General features: G+C 61.8%; 15 protein-coding genes. 1 reads left to right on the forward strand and 14 read right to left on the reverse strand.

What is annotated here, in order from left to right; genetic code table 11:
• Positions 1 to 93: 93 nt before the first annotated feature.
• The 4 genes from CXQ81_RS22765 to CXQ81_RS22780 form a co-directional block, all read right to left on the reverse strand.
• Complete coding sequence (locus CXQ81_RS22765; protein ID WP_101338641.1) at positions 94 to 2,973, reverse strand: autotransporter outer membrane beta-barrel domain-containing protein; 2,880 nt, start codon at positions 2,971 to 2,973, stop codon at positions 94 to 96.
• A 186-nt stretch (positions 2,974 to 3,159) separates the two neighbouring features.
• On the reverse strand, positions 3,160 to 3,732 hold the full coding sequence (locus CXQ81_RS22770; protein ID WP_101338642.1) for a hypothetical protein: 573 nt from the start codon (positions 3,730 to 3,732) through the stop codon (positions 3,160 to 3,162).
• A 32-nt stretch (positions 3,733 to 3,764) separates the two neighbouring features.
• Positions 3,765 to 6,341, reverse strand: a complete 2,577-nt coding sequence (locus CXQ81_RS22775) for a fimbrial biogenesis usher protein (protein WP_101338643.1) — start codon at positions 6,339 to 6,341, stop codon at positions 3,765 to 3,767.
• 31 nt (positions 6,342 to 6,372) lie between these two features.
• Positions 6,373 to 7,002: a fimbria/pilus chaperone family protein gene (locus CXQ81_RS22780; RefSeq protein WP_256593414.1), complete on the reverse strand. Its 630-nt coding sequence runs from the start codon at positions 7,000 to 7,002 to the stop codon at positions 6,373 to 6,375.
• Here CXQ81_RS22780 and CXQ81_RS31290 point away from each other — a divergent pair.
• Entirely contained in the window at positions 7,001 to 7,210 is a 210-nt protein-coding gene (locus CXQ81_RS31290) for a hypothetical protein (RefSeq protein WP_173679822.1), read from the forward strand. The two genes, CXQ81_RS22780 and CXQ81_RS31290, sit on opposite strands and share 2 nt — an antisense overlap.
• Positions 7,211 to 7,587: 377 nt before the next feature.
• Here the strand turns inward: CXQ81_RS31290 and CXQ81_RS22785 are convergent, their stop codons facing one another.
• From CXQ81_RS22785 to CXQ81_RS22830, 10 genes are all read right to left on the reverse strand, one after another.
• Entirely contained in the window at positions 7,588 to 8,223 is a 636-nt protein-coding gene (locus CXQ81_RS22785) for a DUF1120 domain-containing protein (RefSeq protein ID WP_081794179.1), read from the reverse strand.
• A gap of 257 nt (positions 8,224 to 8,480) precedes the next feature.
• Positions 8,481 to 8,882 (reverse strand): fimbria/pilus periplasmic chaperone, encoded by a 402-nt coding sequence (locus CXQ81_RS22790; protein WP_101338645.1) that lies wholly within the window; start codon positions 8,880 to 8,882, stop codon positions 8,481 to 8,483.
• 172 nt (positions 8,883 to 9,054) lie between these two features.
• Positions 9,055 to 9,699 carry a DUF1120 domain-containing protein gene (locus CXQ81_RS22795; RefSeq protein WP_101338646.1) on the reverse strand — a complete coding sequence of 215 codons (645 nt, stop codon included), beginning with the start codon at positions 9,697 to 9,699 and terminating at the stop codon, positions 9,055 to 9,057.
• A gap of 341 nt (positions 9,700 to 10,040) precedes the next feature.
• Positions 10,041 to 13,679: a transporter substrate-binding domain-containing protein gene (locus CXQ81_RS22800; RefSeq protein ID WP_101338647.1), complete on the reverse strand. Its 3,639-nt coding sequence runs from the start codon at positions 13,677 to 13,679 to the stop codon at positions 10,041 to 10,043.
• On the reverse strand, positions 13,679 to 14,305 hold the full coding sequence (locus CXQ81_RS22805; RefSeq protein WP_101338648.1) for a response regulator transcription factor: 627 nt from the start codon (positions 14,303 to 14,305) through the stop codon (positions 13,679 to 13,681). Before CXQ81_RS22805 ends, CXQ81_RS22800 begins: the two co-directional genes overlap by 1 nt.
• 149 nt (positions 14,306 to 14,454) lie before the next feature.
• A complete protein-coding gene (locus tag CXQ81_RS22810; protein ID WP_101338649.1) occupies positions 14,455 to 15,657 on the reverse strand; it encodes an EAL domain-containing protein in 1,203 nt (400 codons plus the stop codon).
• A gap of 175 nt (positions 15,658 to 15,832) precedes the next feature.
• The gene (locus tag CXQ81_RS22815; RefSeq protein WP_101338650.1) at positions 15,833 to 16,720 is read right to left on the reverse strand and encodes a LysR family transcriptional regulator; all 888 of its coding nucleotides are present in this window, start codon (positions 16,718 to 16,720) and stop codon (positions 15,833 to 15,835) included.
• 6 nt (positions 16,721 to 16,726) lie between these two features.
• Positions 16,727 to 17,413, reverse strand: coding sequence for a cysteine hydrolase family protein (locus CXQ81_RS22820; RefSeq protein WP_101338651.1), 687 nt, complete (start codon positions 17,411 to 17,413; stop codon positions 16,727 to 16,729).
• A gap of 296 nt (positions 17,414 to 17,709) precedes the next feature.
• Positions 17,710 to 18,735, reverse strand: coding sequence for a histone deacetylase family protein (locus CXQ81_RS22825; protein WP_101338652.1), 1,026 nt, complete (start codon positions 18,733 to 18,735; stop codon positions 17,710 to 17,712).
• A gap of 10 nt (positions 18,736 to 18,745) precedes the next feature.
• Positions 18,746 to 19,975: a Zn-dependent hydrolase gene (locus CXQ81_RS22830; protein ID WP_101338653.1), complete on the reverse strand. Its 1,230-nt coding sequence runs from the start codon at positions 19,973 to 19,975 to the stop codon at positions 18,746 to 18,748.
• Positions 19,976 to 19,990: the final 15 nt, after the last annotated feature.

Consider the following 19,990-nt stretch of genomic DNA (forward strand, 5'->3'; position numbering starts at 1 on the left):
AGCCATGCCAGGCGGATAAACCGCAGCGCCGCGCGCTAAAAACCCCAGGCAAAAAAAAGCCCAGCCAAGGCTGGGCAAAGGAGGGAACACCGTTTACCAGAGGTAGCGATAACCGAGCGTCACGCCCCATGGCTGTTCAATGTCATTGCCCTTGGCGAACTCGGCATCCAGGGAAAGCTTGCTGCGCTCGCTGACTTGCAGGATCCCGCCAACACCCAGCTCGGCGCGGTTACCCGGCAACTCTGACTTGAGCTTGTGGCCGTTGACCCGCACATGGCTGTCGCCGGCATGTTCGGCGACATAGGAGGCCTTGACATAAGGCTGGGCCTGCATGCCATTACCCAGTTCCAGGCTGCGACCGAACAGCGAACCAACGCGGCTTTGCAACGAATCCATGGCCGCCGAGTCGACCCGCAGGCCGTTGCTCGCGGTGTATTTCGCGCCAGTGGTACGGGTGGCGCTGAGCTCGACCTGCGGCTCGACGAACCAGCCATCCTTGAGCTTGATGTGCTTGCCCACTTCCACATCGATACCGTAGCCGTTGGCGCTGTAGGAGCCCTTGACCGCGTTGCCCAGGTTGGTCGGCAGCTTGAGGTCGTTGTCGAAACGGCTGTACTTGAGCACGCTGTCGACATACACGCCGTTGTCGTTCAGGTAGGTGGCGTAGGCCCCCAGCATCCGGCTGTCGATCTGCCCGCTCGCGCCCTCGCCGAAGTTCAGCTCGGACTTGGCGGTCCCCAGCATGCCGCCGACATACACCTTGCCGCTGGCCAGGCCGATCGCCTTGTCCGCGCCGATCTCGACCCCCGTGTTGTCCTGGCTGAAGGCCCGGCTGGAATGCTCGGCGATGTTGTAGCGACTGCCGATGGCCCGGGTCCAGACGCCACCTTCATCCTTGCCCAGGCGCAGCTCGCCCAGGCGCTTGACCAGGGTGTTCATCTGCGCGTTCCACAAGGTGGCGGCCGCGGTCTGCGAGGCGATGGCGGCATTGGCCCCCGCCGACAGATGCGCCGGGGCCGGGTCTACTGGAATGACCGGAGGCTCGACCGGGTCGACCGGAGGATCACGCGGGTCAACCGGAGGATCAATCGGAGGATCGACCGGCGTCACACCGGCGGTGTTCACCAGATACCAGTCATCCGCCCGCTGCTCCAGGGTGTAGCGGAAAGCGCCGGCGTCCACATGCCCGCCATACAGGCTGAAGCGCCCCGCGCCGCCGTTGCCATCCACCAGCATCAGCTTGCCGTTGGCCGCCGCCGGCTCATGGCCGGAGTCTTCCACCACCAGGGTATGGGCGCCTTCGATCGAACCGCCGACCTTGATCAGGTCGCCCTGCTCGCTGGCCAGGTCGCTGTTCATCATAAAGGTGCCGTTGCCGGTGAGGTCGCCGTCGATGGCCAGCACGCTGTGCGCAGGACCGCTGAAACGCACCTGCCCTTGATCGAGGTTCAACTGCCCGATCTGCGAACTGCCGGTCATGTCCCAGGTGCTTTGATTCAAGGTCAGCCCATTCAAGCCATGGGCCGTGCCAGCCAGGCTGGAGCCATCTTCCAGCAGCAGTTGCGAATTGCGCGCGTTGGCCTGGATAGCACCGCTCAGGCTCGACTGGCGGGCCGTGACCAGCACGTCTTCGCTGTCGAGCACGCGACCATCGGCGAGGGTCCGCTGATCCACCGCCAACAGGGTGTCCGCGCTCAGGGTCGAGCCGCTCAGGTCGATCCGCGCGCTGCCGCCCTGGACGCTGATGGCCCGGCCGTTGGCTACATCGAGGCGGGTGTTCTGCACCTCGAAGGTGTTGCCGACGCCGGCGCTGGCCAATGACTGCAAGCCGATGCTGTCGGCGCCAGTGGCCGCGATGTCCAGGTTGTCCAGGCGCAAGGTCCCGCCGTTATTGGCCTGGGCCGCCCGCGCCCCGCTACCGCTGAGGCTGATCGAGGAATCGGCGGCCGCGATGGTCGAGCCGGAATAGGCCGCCAGGCCAATCGCCGTCTGCTCGCTGCTCAGGTCGATGTTTTCAAGCGTGATCTGCGAACGGTCGCTCGCGAAGGCGCCGACGCTGTTGGCCCCGACCTGCAGCGACAGATTGCGCGCCTCGATGGCCGAAACATTGCCGGCATACAGGGCATACGCCTGGTTCCCCTGGGTGTGCACGCGGCCACCGTCGAGGCTGGCCTTGCCGCCCAGTTGGGTAAAGACGCCAATGGCGTTGTCGCCCTGGGTCTCGATGCTCAGGTTGCGCGCCAGCAACTGGCTGTCGGCATGCGGCACCCAGACGCCAAAGGCATTCGCACCGCTGGTGACAATCCTGCTGTCCTCCAGGGTCGCCGTGGCATTGCCGTTGACGTTGACCCCGATGGCGTTGTCGCCGCCGGTGCGGATGTCGCTGTCGGTGAGGGTGGCCAGCGCGCGCTGGCGGGTATCGGCACCCAGCAGGTACAGGCCATGGGCATTGTCGCCAGCGGTCTGGAAACGGCTGCCGCTGGCACTGAGCTGGCTGGCGCCCGACAGGTCGGCCGCCGAGGAGAACCGCCCCAGGGTCTGCAGGTTCACATCGGTCAGCTGCACCTGGGCGCCCTGCCCCAGGTTCAAGGCAAAGGAGTTGTCGCCCGCCGTGCTCACCCCGGTACGGTTCAACACCCCCGTCTGGTTCACACCGGCGAAGCTGAAACCATGGCTGGCATCGCCCAGGGTCGACACCGTCGAATCGTTGGCCAGCACCGAGCTGTTGGCCCCCGACAACACCACCCCGTGGCTGAACTGGCCGTTGGCGCTAATGACGCTGTCACGGATGCTGATCGGGAAATTATTCCCGCCATCGCGCACCCCCGGGAAATTGTTCCCGGTCACATCGATGGTCACCCCATCCAGCACCAGGCCCGGCAAGGTAACGGCATGGGCCTGCCCCAGCGTCATGACTTCAAGGGCCACCCCCCCGACAACACTGACCAGACAGCACTTCGACTTGGAAGACATAAAACCGTCCTTATTTTATTCGGCACGCAGCAACCCCCATCGCAATCCTCAAATTGCAAAGTTGGTCAAGGCGTTTGCCCTTGTTGAGAAACCACGATCAGCCTTTGGGGCTGTCCCTTACGCTTGAAACCACCGCCTCCGCTCCTGGCCTGCACTCGCCCTGGAACGGCGCGGCCCGCACCGCTCTCAGTAAGCCCTGACCTGGAACGACAGATTGGCCTCCAGGGTCTTGGCCTCGCGGGTACGCAGCTCCGCGACCGGCACCACCGGCTGGATTTCCACTTGCAGCGACAGCACCGAACCCGTCGCCGGCAAGCCACCGCTGACCGGGATGATCATGTCGCCCGGTACCGCGATGATCGATGGGCTGTAGGCGCCCGCCGCCGCGCCAGGCGCCTTGACCTGCGCCAGCTCGACACTGCGTCCGTCAAGCAAGGCATTGCTCAAGGCCACGCGGGTCTGCCCCTGCTTGGCGAACTTGAAGTCCGCGCCGAGCTGCTCGCCCCGCAGCACCAGCAGCAACTTCGAAGGTTGCAGGCAGCTGGCGTTGAGGCTGATGACCCGATTCCCCAGGGAATGCAGGTTGCCGGCATTCAGGGCGGCGTTGGTACTGGGCGGCATGACCTGCCCGAAGTCCATCTGCGACTGGCTCAGGTTGATCTGGCAGTCATCGGCCAAGGCTCGCTCGCTCGCCAGGGTCGCGCCGATCAACAGCGTTCCGAGGGCCAGTGCCCTCAGGTTTAACAGGGAAGTTTTCATACTCGTTCCTCGCCCCGGCATGGGGTCGGCAATCAGCTGGCCGCGCAAGTGGCCTTGGCTGTTTCGAAATACACATCCAGATCCGGCTCTTGCGGGAGGCTGAAATGGATCACGCAGGAGGTGCTCTCCGTGGTGTGAATGTTCAGGGCCTCGCTCAACTGCCCATTGGTCAGGAACACCTTGCCGTCATCCACCACCGTGGTGACGAAGTTGCCCTTGGCATCGAATACCGCCAGGCCCTTGCTCATCGGCTGGCCGGCGGCGTCGGTCACCCGCAGCAAGGCGCGACGCGACTTGACCACCGGGAAGTCGAGTTTCTGTACCGAGCCGCGGCCGGCCGACACCGACTTGAAACCGTTCTGGATATCCACGTTGCGCGGCAGGCTCTTGGTCTCGATTTCCACCCGGGTGTTCTGGTAGGCATTGAGCTGCGGGATCACCGCATTGCCCCAGGGGTCGGTCCAGACCGGGCCGCTCGGGGTGGTCAGCTTGACGCCGCCGACATCGCCGACCTTGGCCACGCCGAAGGTGTCGCTCAGTGCATAGGGCGACAGGGTCACGCCGTTTTCATGCACGGCCACGCCACCCCGCAACTGGCCGCTGTAGCTGGTGCTGTCGGCGCCATTGCGCGCATAACCGAGGTTGACCTGGGCATAACGCGGCATCAGGTTGAGGTTGCCGGAGAAGTCCTGTTCCTTGCGCTCGGTGTCACGCTCGGCGCTCAGGCGATAGGTGGCGAAATCATTGCTGTTGTCATCGTAGGTGGTGCCAAAACGGGTGCTGCCGTCGCGCTTGTTGGCGTAGGCCCGCACATTGCGCTTGCCGCCCAGGGGCACGCTGACCGTGAGGTACATGGCGTTGCCGTTGTCGCTGGAAGAGCGACCTCCACGGAAAAACTCATCCTGGTCACGATTGCCGCCCAGGGAGCGCTCGACGTTCAGGCTGACCGTCGCATGCTTGAAGGTTTTCACCCAGGAAGCATTCAGATGGCGGGTGGTACGGCCGTCAAAGGTGGTCCCGGTCGAGTAACTGGTAGCCAAGGCCCCCAGCACATCGTCGTTCCAGCCCAGGGAAACACCGTACTGCTGTTGGCTCAGGCCATCGGTATAGCCAGGGGTCTGTTCGCGGGTGGTGTCGAGCAGGTCGCGATAACCCTCGGTCTGGCGGGTGGCGTTGACCCCGGCGCTGATTCTCTCGGTCAGGCTGGTGTTGAGCGAGATGCTCGCCTGGGTGCCGCTCTTGCCCTCCTCGCCAGCATTGGAGAAGGTGTTTTGCACGCTCATCACCGTGCTGGGGGTCAGGCTCGAATCCAGGGTCCAGGCCGCCGCGCGATAGTCGTTGTCGCTGAGCATCAGCCCGGTCGACACTTTATTACTGGGGTTCAACAGCCAGCCGCCGGTGCCGGTCACCACCATCGGCGACTGCATGTCCCGGGCGTCGAACGTACGGACCTTACCGGCAGCCACCGAATAACCTGGTGCGGTCAGCGCAACCTGGGACAGGGAGGCTGCTGGAATGGTAAAGCTGCGCTGCGAGCCATCCGCTTCGATGACCCGTACATCCAGGTCCGTGCGCCCGTTCAACAATTGCACGTTGGGCAGGCTGAACGGCCCGGCAGGCACCAGGCTGGTGTGAATCAGCGCGCCGGCCTGGCGTACTTCCACCCGCGCCGAACTCTGGGCAATACCCTCGACAGTGGCGCCGCCGAGCCCGCGACCTTGCAGCGCCGCCTCCGGGACCACCTGTACGCCGGTGATCGCCGCGCCCTGGAACACCGAGTTGCTGATATTGATCTGCCCCGCCTGCAGGGTCGACTTCAGCGGCACGAAGGTTTTCTGCGCATAGGTGTAGAGCGACTGGAAGTTGCTCACCTCGTTCTGCATCGAGTACGCCTGACGGCTGCGCACAATCCAGTCACCGGCGTTGAAACCCAACTCGGTATTGGCGGCGTAATAGCTGTTCTGCCCGCCAGAAAACTGGTTGTTCTGCCCCAGCACTTCATAGTTGAACAGCCCGGCGCTGCCGCCGCCCTGATAAATGCCCAGGTCTTCACCGATCGGGCGCAGGGCGTCGCTGCTGACCAGCAGGGCTACCTCTTCGCGGTTCGGCCGCAGTTCTACTTCGGTCTGTGGGTAGGCCGCTGCAAAGTCGTAGCAGTTGCTGTCCGCCGGGGGTTGCCCCTGGCTCAGCCGGTACTCGTCCGCGGGCACCCGCAGGTTGGCCTGATCCATAAGCGCCCGGTCGAAACACAACGCGCCCTCGGCATCGAACCGCGCGTCGACGCTGCCGCGCGGGCTGCCGTTGACCTGCAGGCCCACCCGGCGACGGCCTTCGGTAAAGCGCGGTGCCTGGCTGAAAAACTCCGCCACCTTCGGATCGAGGCCAAGGCTTTTCAACATACCCTGGTCGAACGACGCCGAGGCCGCTGCGTCCGTGGGTGCCGTGCCGCCGGGCGAGGCAGGCGCTGCGGCCTTGGCCACCTGCGCGCCGCAGGCGATCAGGCCGGCGATCATCAGCAACAAGGGCTTGACCCGGAAGGCCGGCATCGGCGCAGGGAATTTCCGCGCACTCCCTCGGCGGGAGTGCGCCATCGTCGGTTGCAAAGTCATGGGCTGTACCACTTGGAAGGTCGGAACGGGATCACTGCTTCTTCAGTGGCGCATCGAAAGGCGGGGTGGTGAAGCCGTAGGTGGTGACCGGGTAGATCCGCACCTTGGCGTCAGCGCTCAGGGTGGTGCCGGCGGGCAGCTCGAAGTGGTGGGTCTGCCCCGGCAGGATGTAACTGGCAGGCAGTTCCAGCTTGAGGTCGGCCGGCATCACGCTGAATGCCTGGTTGAGGCGCACCACGTAACGGCTGTCGTTCTTCACCGCCAGGTCGCGACCGTTGAGGCTCCACTCCAGCAAGGTCCAGGGGTCCTGCTTCTTCGGCAGATCCCCGGGGCTGATCAGCACCGGCAGGTTCTGGCGCACGGTGACGCCGATCTTCGCCTTGGCAGCGGGATCGGCTTGCGGGATGCCCTCGAAGGTCACGCGCTTGAGGCGTTGGTTGGTAATAGGTTGCTCCGACTGGACGATAAAACGCACCAGTTGCTTTTCCCCGGCCTCGACCCGGGCCACGGGCGGGCTGACCACCAGCAGGCTGTCCTGATCTTCCGGTAGGTTCTCCAGCGAGGTGTAGAGCAACATGGCTTTGTCATCGCTGTTGGTGACATTCATGGTGCCTTCGCCATCGGCGACATTGACCAATACCACGGTGGATTCGGGCACCATGCCTGCCGCATGGGAAATATTACTTAATGCAACTAACACAAATGCAGCCAAGGAACACAAGCCAATTTTATATGAATACTTCATAGATAAACCCTCGCAAAAAATTCAACCACCTAACAACTATCGCGCCGCCCCACACAAAAAAATCCACTACCAAGGCAAGCAACACCAACAACATCACCTTAAGTTTAAAGAGATGAAACCTTAAAAACAGATGAATCAGCCCACAATCATGTAGGAAATTTCTCACGCAACTTTAATTATATAAAAATCACTTCCAGAGCGAATTAGACAAAGGAAGATCAGGTGACACCTTGGAGCGGCTCAACCGACTTTATTAAATCGCATCGACCGAAGAGTGCCGATATTCATCCGGCGTGTGCGTCGAGAGGGAGCGAAAAAATCGCCCAGCAGATAATATTTTCTTCCTTATCGAAAGAGGTGCGACTTAAAGAAAAGCCGCAAAACCACTAAAGATTGACAAGCCATCTTTCATTAACAATTGACAAGAAAAACAGACCACCCCATAGGACACTTATATTTTTAGAATTACGCCCACACCTGTAGGCGCAATACTATCCATCGTTACAAGTAACGCACTATCATGGTCGTCAGACCATCCAGGGTCACCGAGCGGGTCATATCCAGCGTGCTGGTAGGGGCAATAACTGAAAGAACATTGATAGTGCCTGCATAGTTACTATAGGCGCCTGGAACCAGCGTTCCCTTTGGAGCATAGCTGTGAGTGCGTACGCCGTCAGGCACTATAGGGCTAATAGCACTCGCAAGTACCCAGGCCGCAGTATCATTGGTTCTACTAATAAGATCTACCGAAGCCCCATCTGCGGTAGTCCCGGCAGGAACGGGTGTCATAAGGAAAAACCCGATATTAGCCCCCATGTGTTTTCCAAGCCCATTATATGGAGCCCTGACAGTACTATCCCGGCGACTGTCAGTCCACGACATACCAATTCTGATAGGAGCATTACACGTAATGGTATAGCTAATGGTTCTGACGGCAAGTGCAGTCTCGGCAGTTGCGCTCAACGAGGCACCAGGAATCAAGCCGTAGTTAATAGTGCCACCACCTGCAAAAGTTGGCGTACAGGCAGTGGGTGCGATAGTACCAATCACCCGCAGATCGGCGGTATCGACAGCAAATGCACTAGTCGCGCTTAGCAGTAGCAAAGAACCCAGCAGTGTTTTCTTAGGGAAGCTCATGGCTAATCATCCGTATTAAGAACCTCAAAGAAAGGCTACTAGAGCAAAACGCAACGTTGTATCTGCCTTGCATCTATGACCTGGGCTCAGGGTAACGAGATCACTCATGCAGACGAATATGAAGTAGCCCAAGGGGATGTAGGAAATTTCCCAAGCAGTTGACGAAAAACAAGAAGAAAGAAACTGGATAAAGGAGGAATAAAGACTCGGGCCGTTACGGCCCTGTCACTGCAACTATTCCTCCGCGTCAACGGCTCTCAAGTGACCCGTTGTAGACGTTCAACCCTGTTGCCACCGCGGGCATTTCCTTTCTGGCGCACGGTGACGCCGATCTTCGCCTTGGCAGCGGGGTCGGATTGCGGGATGCCCTCGAAGATCACGCGCTTGAGTCGTTGGGCAGTAATAGGTTGCTCAGACTGGACGATAAAACGCACCAGTCGCTTTTCCCCGACCTCGACCCGGCCCACGGGCGGGCTGACCACCAGCAGGCTGTCCTGATCTTCCGGCAGGTTCTCCAGCGAGGTGTAGAGCAACATGGCTTTGTCATCGCTGTTGGTGACATTCATGGCGCCTTCGCCGTCGGCGACATTGACCAATACCACGGTGGATTCAGGCACCATGCCGGCAGCCTGGGACATCGGGCTGATAGGGACCAACATGACGAGAAAGAGCAGTTTGGTCTTATCGAAAATATGAAAAATGATCCTCCAGTAAATTGAAAGCGCACTGCCCCTTAGGGTTCAAGAGAGACAAGTAAGAAAACAAAGGACAAGCGAAGAAAAAACGAAATATCATATTGCGCCCCAAATGGAGCGCAATATAAATACCGTATTACAGGTAGTTAACGGTCATAGTGGAGAGACCATCAAGAGTGACTTCAGTGTTCATATTGAGGTTTTGAGTCGGTGTAATTACCGAAGTCACACGAATTGTTCCGGCATATGTCGAGTAAGCCCCCGGCACCAATGTACCAACCGGTGCGTAGGAGTACTGTCGAATTCCATCATTCGCGACTGTACCGAGATTGGAAAGAATCCAAGGACCAGTCGCAGTATTTTTCTGGATTACATCGACAGCATTACCATCTGCGGTAGTACCAGCAACGACGTTGGCGATCTGATAGCGACCGATGTTAGTGCCATCATGCTGGCCGAGGCCAAAATAGTTAATAGCCGGCGCCGGTCCTGCTGTAGCTGTACCTGCCCGAGCATCACGCCAGGTTGTAGAAATAACAAGAGGAGCATTACAAGTAATGGTGTAAGCAACGTCCCGAGCAGCCAAACCGGTCTCGGTAGTCTGGCCCAGAGAAGCGGGAGGAATGGCACCATAGTTAACAGTTGCACCACCGGTAAAAACTGGAGTACAAGCACTTGGTGCAATAGTACCAATAACACGCAGATCCGCATTATCTGCAAGCACACTGGTAGCGCCCAGCAACAACACAGAACCCAACATTACCTTCTTAGGAAAGTTCATCACATTTACCTATTAATAAAATACAAGGATAAAGACAGGCAGTGAGCTCAAGGCTGTTCATCTTGTTAGCTTGTTCTCTATTACCCGGGAACCAGAATAAGCAAGGGCCAAGCGTGGCAGTACTCGAATCAGCCCAAGTCTTTGTAGGAAATTTCCGGCGACCTGAAGTGGCACGGAATAAGCTCCCGGAGCATCGCGTTGAAACCAACACATTGCACGTTGCTCTGCGCAACCTTGTATACAGTGCGACTTTTAAACTAGGAAGTTTCAAGACTCTGGGCCATTGCGGCTCTGTCACTTAACTGTGCGAGAAGCCCCAGGCTAACGCCCGGTTCTGCGCCTTAGTGGGTCTGGATGGCCCCGGTGTAAGTGTCCAACGCCGTCGCCAGCGCGGACATTTCCTCTTTCAACGCAGCACCCGCCCGCCGCAGGGCCTGCCCGTCTGCCTTCGCTTCACAGGCGGCCTCCAGCTGCTCGCAGGCGAGGATCAGGCGTCGCGCCTTGACGATGCGCGCGCCGCCCTTGACCTTGTGCGCCAGGTCGGAGAGTTCCTGCCCGTCCTGGGTGGAGCAGTCTTCGGCCAGCCGGGCCATGTCTTGCTGGTTGCTCAGCGCCAGGTCGTTCAGCAGCTCGCGCATCGCCGCCTGATCGCCACGGACCAGTTTTTCCAGGGAAGCGAAGTCGATGTCGTCGATCTGCTCCTCGGCGGCCTGATCCGCCGGCACCGCGACGACGACCGGCTCGAACCGGTCCAGGCGCTGCTTGAGCGACTCCAGGCTGATGGGCTTGAACAGGCAGTCGTCCATACCCGCCTCCAGGCACCGGGTCTTTTCATCCGGTTGCGCGTTGGCGGTAAAGCCGATGATCAGGCACGGCGCCAGGCGCCGGTCCGCTTCCTCGGCACGGATCGCGCGCGACAGGGCATAGCCGTTCATGATCGGCATATTGCAGTCGGTGATCACCACATCGAAACGCTGCTTGCGCCAGGCGCGCAAGCCATGGGCGCCGTCCTGGGCCTCGACCATCTCGTGGCCCAGGTAGCCCAGTTGCTTGGACAGCAGCAGGCGGTTGGCCGGGTAGTCGTCGACCACCAGAATCTTCAGTGGCTGCTGGAGCGACGCCTCAATCGCAGAGGGTGCTGCAGGGGGCAGCGGCTCGAGGACCGGCATCTGCAGCAACACTTCGATTTGCGTGCCCTGCCCCAGCACGCTGTGCAAGTGCAGTTGGCCGCCCATCATTTCGCACAGGGTACGGCTGATGACCAGCCCCAGGCCCGAGCCGCTGCGCCCGGACTGGTTGTTGTTGCTGGCCTGGGTGAAGGGGCTGAACAGGCGCTGCTGGTCCTCGACGGAAATGCCCTGGCCACTGTCCTCCACCCGCAGCCGTATCGACAGCGGCTCGCCGGGGGTGTCGGCCAGCACTTCCAGGAGCAGGCGCACTTCGCCTTCGGCGGTGAACTTGATGGCATTGCTGACCAGGTTGGAAATGACCTGCTTTAAACGCAGCGGATCGATCGACACATCGCAATCGGCGCGGGCATCCAGCGTCAGCTCCAGCTTCAGCTGTTTCTGCTCCGCCAGGCCCTCGAAGATCCGCGCCACCGACCTGACCAGCTCCCTGAGGTTGGCGCGGCCCGGGGTCAGGGACAGCTTGCCGGACTCGATCCGGGCGATGTCGAGGATGTCGCCGATCAGGTCCAACAGGCCGTGGGCGGCCCCCGACGCGACTTCGATGGCAAAGCGGTCGAGCACGCCCTGGTCGGACTTTTTCAGGGCCAGTTCGAGCATGCCGATCACCGCATTCAGCGGCGTGCGGATTTCATGGCTCATGGTCGCCAGGAAGGTGGTCTTGGCCCGGTTGGCTTCCTGGACCATGCCCAGCAGTTGCTCGCGCTCGCTGACATCGATCCAGCCGGCGATCATGCCGGTGATGGTCCCTTCGCTGTCCTTGTACGGCAGCATCCAGTGATAGATCGTCAGATGGCGACCATCGGGCAGGACCAGCGCGCGATCCTGGACTTTCGACACATCGTCGCGCAGTACCTGCAGGTACTCGTCGTGGTAGGCAGCGGCTTCGGCGCTGTCGGTAAACACGCTTTCCGTGATGAGTTTGCCCAGCACCTCGTCGTTGCTCAGGCCCAGGACCTCGAGGTAACTGGAGTTGCAGATCACCATGCGCCCTTCGAGGTCACGCACGTAGATCGGATGCGGCGTGCCGTCGATCAGCACCCGCATGAACTCCAGCTGGTTGTTCAGCGCCCGCTCGGCCACTTCGCGCCGCTGGATCAAGCGGCGCAGGTAGGCGATCCAGACGAACGCCAGCAGCAGCAACACACCAGCGATAAAGAAGCCCTGGACGATCGCGTCGCGATTGCGCAGCCAGAAGGTGTCGTCGATCACCACCTCGCTGCGCCAGCGATTGGTGATCTCGGCCATTTCTTCCGGCGAGATGCTCAGCAGGGCCTTTTCCAGGATGGCGTACAGTTCCAGGTCGCCGCGCTGGGTGACGAAGGCGAACCGGGCGGGCTCGATGCCCACGGTGCTGGTGACCTGCAAGCGGTCCCGATACTGCCGGGAAATCATGTAGCGGGCACTGAGCAGGGAGTTGGCGCCAGCATCGACCTCGCCCTTGGCGACCATCGCCATGACCTGGGCCGCATTGTCCGCATAGACGATCTGCACCTGCGCAAAACGGCTGGCGATGTAGTCGGTGAGGAACATGCCGCGAATGATCGCCAGGCGTTTGCCGGCCATCTCATCCAGGGTCGCCGGGCTCTGCGGACCGATGCGGGTGATCAATACATAAGGGGTCGACAGATAAGGCCGGGTGAAGCGCATCTGCCCTTCCCGCTCGGCACTCGGGGTCAAGGCGGCCAGCAGATCGACCTTGCCGGCCTGCAGGTTGTCGATCTGCCGGGCCATCGAGGTGCCGCGCACCATGTCGAACTTCAAGCCGGTGCGCAGGCTGACCTTGGCCAGCACGTCGGCGCTGACGCCGCGCAGGGCGCCTTTCTTGTCGAAGAACGACAGCGGCAGGAAGTTTTCCATCGCCGCCACCGTGACCCTGGGGTGCTGTTCCAGCCAGCGCTGCTCCTTGGGCGTGAGGTGCAGGCGATTCTGCCCCGGGATATTCATCTCGGAAGCCCCCCAGCGCCGCAGGATGGCCATGCGCTCGCCGATGGGAATCGCCGCGATGGCGGCATTGGTGATGCCCAGCAGCCGGGTGTTGCGGGCGGACAAGGCAAAGGCAAAGCGGCTGCCCTCCAGCCGCGAGAAGTCGCTGAGCTGGACGTTGTTCAGGTAGTTCATGCCGATCAGGTAATTGGCGCTGATGGCATCGCCCAGGTAGGCGTCGGCCTTGCCGAAGGCCACGGCGCCAATCGCGCTCAACGTCGAAGGATAGAGTTGCAGCTCGGCATCGGGATAGGCGCGACTGACACTCTGCGGCGGCAGGTAGTGGTACAGCATGGAAATCTTTTTCCCCGCCATGTCCCCGGCAAACGAAGCGCCTTCGTCGCTACGGGTGACGATCATCGGTTGATCGTCGGCATAGGCGGCCGACATCACCAGTTCGGGGTCGCTCTCTTCAAAACCGTTGGCGGTACCCAGCAGGTCGACTTCACCGTCTTTCAGCGCACGGATCACATCGGCCCTGGACGGGAAGCGACGCACCTGCACCTGGACATGCAGCAGCTGCGCCAGCAGCCCCACGTAATCGGCGGTCAGCCCTTCGTAATCGCGACCGGTGCCGGTCACGTCGAAGGGCGGGTAATCCGGCGCCGAAATCCCGAGGTACAAGGTGCCTTTTTTGCGCAACCAGCTCCAATCCGCCTCGGCCAGCTCGACCTGGTGTTCACCCAGGCTGGAGCGCCCGAGCAATTGCAGGGTTTCTGCCTCGGCCTCATCAGCGGCCTGGGCCACCACGAATACCGGCGACAGCAGTACCAGCAGGGCCAGGCACAAGCGCAGTGAAGACTTCATCAGATCAGGTTATTACGCTTGGCCAGTTCCGCCAGGTGCACCAGCGAGCTCACATTGAGCTTCTCGATCAGCCGGGCCTTGTAGGTGCTGATGGTCTTGTTGCTCAGGAGCAAGTCGTCACCGATCTGCTTGTTGCTCAAGCCTTTGGCCAGTTGCTGCAGGATCGACAGTTCCCGGTCGGAAAGGCTCTCGATCAACGCCTGCTCCGAGGCTTCCACGTCCCCCCTGCGGACCGAGTTCAGGGTCAGGTCGGGGAAGAAGGTATAGCCAGACTTGATGGCGTTGATGGCCTTCACCAGCTCGTCCAGGTCATCGGCCTTCGACACGTAGCCGGCGGCCCCCGCCCGCAAGCAGCGCATCGAAAAGAACACCGGGGACAAGGACGTCAGGACCAGGACCTTCACCGGCAGCTTCAACGCCGAAATGCGGTTGAGGGCATCCAGGCCGTCGACCCCCGGCATGGAGATATCCAGCAGCACCAGGTTGGGCTGATGGTCACGGGTCAGCTGGACGGCCGAGGCGCCGTTGTCGGTCTCCGCCACGACCTCGTACTGCTCCTGCTTGAGGATCATCCTCACGGTCGAACGAATGAACGGGTGATCGTCCACAATCACGGCTTTGAGCATAGGAGCCTCAGTAAATGGGGGAACGAGAATCGAGTCGGAAGGGATCAGGATGCTACACGCAAAGCGCCTGATATCCCGCTACGGCTTTTAGCATATATGAGCTTTTACAAGGCGGCGCGCGACGTGTTTTTCCTCACCCGCCACGCTGGCTAAGCCTCCTCTTGCCCGGCGATGGAGGGTGCCCGCAGCCACGTTAACAGCTCATGGGAAGACATGGGCTGGGCATAGTAAAAACCCTGACCTACTTCACATCCCATATTGATCAGTGCGTAGCACTCTTGCTGATTGCTCACCCCTTCGATCACCAGGGACATACTCAGTGAGCGGGCCAAGGCTACCGTACTGGCAATCACCGCTTTACTGCGCGGTTCGTGGATGCTGCGGACAAATTCACCGTCCAGCTTGATCTCGCTGAAGGGTAACTGGCAGAGCAGTTTCAGCGAGGAAAAACCCACGGCGAAATCATCGATCGACAGCCCGCAGCCCATGACCCGCAAACGCAGCAGGCTCTCCTGAATCCTCGGCTGGATCTCCAGCAGACCGTTCTCCGCCAGCTCGAAGGTCAGGGCCGCAGCCGATACCCGATGGCGCTTGAGCGCCTGGCGAATATGGTCGGTCAGCCCCGCCTCCAACAGTTGCGATGCATGCAGGTTGAACGACATCTCCAGCGGGCGCCCACCCCGCTGCAACATGCCCAGCAGGCTCAGGCCCTGTTCCAGCAACTGCTTGAACATCTCGTCGATCAGGTCGTAGGCCAGCACGGCCGCGAGAAAATCCCTGGGCAGCAGCAAGCCCTTCGACGGGTGCTGCCAGCGCGCCAGGACTTCAGCCCCGGCCACCTGACCATTGGCCAGGAAAAACTTGGGCTGGAAGAACGCGCGGAACTCGCCCAGGGCCAGCCCACGGCGAATGTCTTCTTCGTTGGGCAAGCTCGTCACGGGCACAGGCGCCGCTGCCGTCGCCTGGCATTGGTGCTGGTAACGCTGCAGGATCTTTTGCAGGGCCTTGGCCTGTATCGGCGTGCTCAGGGTTCCCAGCAGTTCCACCCCGGAAAACGAGGCCATCTGTTCGATGGCCCGGCGCAACTGTGGTTGAAACTCGCAGTAGAGAATCACTGCCCGGACCATCGACAGCTGGCCCACGCAGTTGAGGAAATCCAGGCAGTCCATGCCCATGTGGGCCAGGTCGCACAGGGCCACATCCACCTGGCCCTGGCGTTGCATCAAGGCCAACGCCTGTTCTCCGCTGCTGGCCTGCAAAATATCGAAAACACCCAGTTGCTGCAGCGCAGCGACCACGGCACTGCGCTGAGCCGAGTGTTTTTCTAAAACCAGAATACGCAGGGAGGTCATCGTTCGTCTGCCATTGCCATGGAGCCAGGGAGAGGCATTCTGCTAGGCGATGGCGGAGTTTTGAGCAGGGGTCTTCCCAGAGACTTGTAGGAATTTTCCCAAGCCCGGGTGTCAGGCGCCTACGCCAGGGGCTGAGCGCCATGAGTGAACGGAGAGCGGTCGGACAGCCCCAAGGTCACGACTTGGCTCGGTAATACTCGGCCATGAAATCGACAAATGCCCTGACCTTGGCGGGCAGGTTCCGGGCATGGGGGAACAGCGCATAGTAATGACGCACACCGAGGGTGTAGTCGGGAAGAATCCGCACCAGCCTGCCGGCCAACAGGTCGTCCTGCACGGTGGCCAGGGTAAAGGCGGCAATGCCCCCACCCGCCAGGGCGCAGGCGTGCAACGCGGTGATGGTGTCGGTGTGAAAACGGCTGTCGGCGGTCACGGTGACCGGCTCAGCTTTTTCACTCACCAGGGACCACTGCGTGGCCGAGGCAAAGGTCAGCAGCCGATGCGCGCTGAGTTCGGTGACGCTGCGTGGCAGGCCGCACCTGAAGACGTAGGCCGATGACGCGACCATCACCATGGGCGAGACCGTAAGCAAGCGCGCGACCAGGCTGCTGTCGGCCAAGGGCCCGCAGATGCGGATGGCCACATCGAAGCCATCGGCCACCAGATCGACAAAAGGGTCCGAGCAGGACAGGTCGACCTGGATGTCCGGATACCGCTGCTGGAACGCCGGCAGCCAATGGGCCAGCTCCAGGGTGCCGACCACCAGCGGTGCACTGATGCGCAGCAGCCCGGAGGGGCGTTCCTGCTCCAGGGTCACGGCCTGGGACGCGGCATCGACGCGATCCAGGATGTCCACGCAGGCGGTGTAATAACGCTCGCCCGCCGCGGTGAGGCTCATGCGCCGGGTGTTGCGATTGATCAGACGCACGCCGAGCGTGGACTCCAGTTGCTGCAAATGTCGCGACACCGAGGAATGCGTGGTGTCCAGCCGCTCGGCGGCGGCGGAAAACCCCTGGGCTTCGACGATACAGCGGAACACACGCATGGCGAGCATCTGATTCATAGCGGTTTAGCGCACCGGCAATTTGAGGATCTGGGCGGTGGTCATCACGTCGCCGAAGGTGTCCTCGATCTCGGCCAGCGCGGCCTTGTGCAAGGCGTCCTTGTCGATCGTGTCACCGTTGACCCGGGTGATGTCGCGAGTGGCCGAGGCATCAGAGGCGACTATGACCTTGTAGCCCAGGGGCGCAGCGTCACGGGCGGCACCGGCAACACAGGCGTGGGTCATGAGGCCGGAGATGATCAGGTTCTCGATGCCGGCGCTCTTCAGGCGCTTATCCAGATCGGTACTGGCGAAGACGCTGACCGTGCTTTTTTGCAGCACCTTGTCCTTGGCCCGCGGCTGCATGTCCGGGTGGAACTTCACGGTTTCGCCATCGATGGCAAACACCGCCGAACCGGCCGGGGCAACGTGCTGGACGTGATAGACCGGCAGGTTGTGGCTGTCGGCGAACTTGATCAGCTCACGGGTATTGGCCAGGGCCTTGGCGCCGTCCGGGATCGGCATCTTGCCGGTGAAGTATTCGTTCTGGAAGTCGATCACCAGCAATGCCGACTTGCCGGCCGGCAACTCACTGACCGGCGTGGCGCCCGACATGGCACGAATGGTCGGATGGCCTTCAGCCAAGGCAGCGGTGCTGGCCACAATGCCGGAAAATGCACAGGCGGCGAGGAAACGACGGGTAAAACGTTGCATGGGTATTTCCTTCTTCGGTCGAGTGAATGAGCAAATGCTAGGGAAATACCTCAAGCTCGAACACAGCGCAGGTAGCACAGGGTCTGTGCGGTTTTCGCACAAATAGGGGTGTTCGGCAATCTGCAATATGCGTGGTTCACCGCTCAGCGGCTGTCTGCCAAAGCACCGCCCATGAAGGGCGAGCCCCGCGTTATCGTTGACGTTTATCGCGGGCAAGCCTCGCTCCTACGGACGGCGGCACCTGTGCTTGCGTAGGAGCGAGGCTTGCCCGCGAAGCGATCTCACAATCGCCTCGATCAGAGCTTCCAGGCCCTAGCTTCGGCAAAGAATGCCCGTGCGTTGTCTTCCAGGCTTTCCAGGTGGTAGCCGCCTTCTTGCACGATCAGGCACGGTAGGCCGAGGCTGCGGATGCGTTCGCCGAGGCGGGCGAAACCTGCGCGGGTTACCGCCACTTTGCTTTGCGGGTCGAGTTCGTAGATGTCGAAGCCCAGGGACAGCACCAGCACTTTTGCGTCGAAGCTCTTCACCGCCGCCAGGGCGGTTTCCAGTTGGGCGAGGAATTCGGCTTCGCTGGCGCCGTGGGCCATTGGCAGGTTGAGGTTGTAGCCCTGCCCCGCGCCGCTGCCGCGCTCGTCGGCGAAACCGGCGACGCCCGGGTAGAAGTTGGTCGGGTCGCCGTGCACCGAGACGTACAGCACGTCGTCGCGTTCGTAGAAGATTTCCTGGATGCCCTGGCCGTGGTGCATGTCGGTGTCCAGCACCGCGACCCGGGCGAATTTTTCGCGCAGTACCTGGGCGGCGATCGCTGCGTTGTTCAGGTAGCAGAAACCGCCGGCGGCTTCGGCCCGGGCGTGATGACCCGGCGGGCGGCACAGGGCGTAGGCCGCCGGTTCGCCGTCGAGCAAGGCGCGGGCGCCGGCAATCGCGCTTTGCGCCGACCAGTAGGCCGAACGCCAGGTCAGTTCGCCCACCGGGCAGCTGCCATCGGCCAGGTAACGCGCGGCCTGGGCGAGGATGCCGCGCAGGGCGTTGGGCTCGCGGACGAAGATGTTCGACATCACCTCGTCGCCCCAGTCCTCGGGAATTTCCTTCCAGCGCTGGTGGGCTTCCTTGAGAAATTGCAGGTACGCCGCGCCATGCACCGCCAGCAGCGGTTGCAGGCCGGCATCCTCCGGTTGCAGCACCTCAAAGCCCAGGGAGTGCGCGGCCTGGACCAGGCGCTGGGCGCGCTCGGGCACTTCCTGCGGGGTGCGCATCTGGCCGCGTGAGTAATAGCTGCGCGGATGGTGCAGCAGCTGTTCGGGGTGGAAAAAACTGCGCATGACCTTCTCCTTATTCGACCTGGCCGGCGCGGGCCAGCACGGCGTTGAGCAATACGTCGGTGCCCTGGCGCACGTCCTCGGGCAATACGTCTTCGGCTTCGTTGTGGCTCAGGCCGCCAACGCACGGGATGAAGACCATGGCCGTGGGGCAGAATCGCGCCAGGTGAATCGCGTCATGGCCAGCGCCACTGACGATCGATTGCTGAGCGTAGCCGAGGCTGTCCACCGCCTGTTGCACGGCCGCCACGCAGTCGGCATCGAAGGGCGTGGCCGGGCTGATCCAGTGCGGGCTGATGGTCACCTTCAGCTGGCGTTGTCCGGCGATGGCAGCAAGCCGCGCGCGGACCTCCTGCTCCATCGCGGCGATGGCGCTGTCGCGGTGGTGCCGCAGATCGACGGTGAACTGCAACAGGCCGGGAATGGTGTTGCGCGAAGACTTGGCGATGCTCAGCTCGCCAACGGTGGTCAGGCCCTCGGGGGCAAAATCCGTGGCCAGGGTTTCGATCGCCAGGATCATCTGCGCGGCGCCGTAGAGCGCATCCTTGCGCAGCGGCATCGGCGTGGTGCCGGCGTGGGCCGCCAGGCCTTCGACCTGCACATCGAGCCAGCGGATTGCCTGGCCGCCACTGACCACGCCGATGCTCTTGGCGTTGTCTTCGAGGATCGGCCCCTGCTCGATATGCGCCTCGAAGTAGGCATCCACCGCCCCGCCCAGTGGCCGCGTACCGGCGTAGCCGGTGGCATGCAGGGCCTCGGCGACGCTGATGCCGTCGGCGTCGCGCACCGCCAGGGCGCTCTCCAGGTCCATGATCCCGGTGAACACCGCCGAGCCGAACATGGCCGGGGTAAAACGCGCGCCCTCCTCGTTGGTCCACACCGCCACCTCCAGCGGCTTGCGGGTCTGGATTTGCAGATCGTTGAGGCGGCGCACCACCTCCAGGCCGGCGAGCACGCCGTACACGCCATCGAAGCGCCCGCCTTCGGGCTGGGTGTCGAGGTGGCTGCCCATCATCACCGGGGCGGCGTCGGGGTCGCTGCCCGGACGGCGGGCAAACAGGTTGCCGATGGGGTCGACGCTCAGGCTCATGCCGGCCTCGCGGCACCAGCTTGCAAACAGCTCGCGCCCGGCCTTGTCGTCCTCGCTCAGGGCCAGGCGGCAACTGCCGCCACGGGCAGTCGCACCGATTTCGGCCATGGCCATCAGGCTCGCCCACAGGCGTTCACCGTTGATCTTCAACATGCTTCGGTTCTCCGG

Source organism: Pseudomonas sp. 09C 129, from assembly GCF_002843625.1.
GTDB lineage: Bacteria > Pseudomonadota > Gammaproteobacteria > Pseudomonadales > Pseudomonadaceae > Aquipseudomonas > Aquipseudomonas chlororaphis.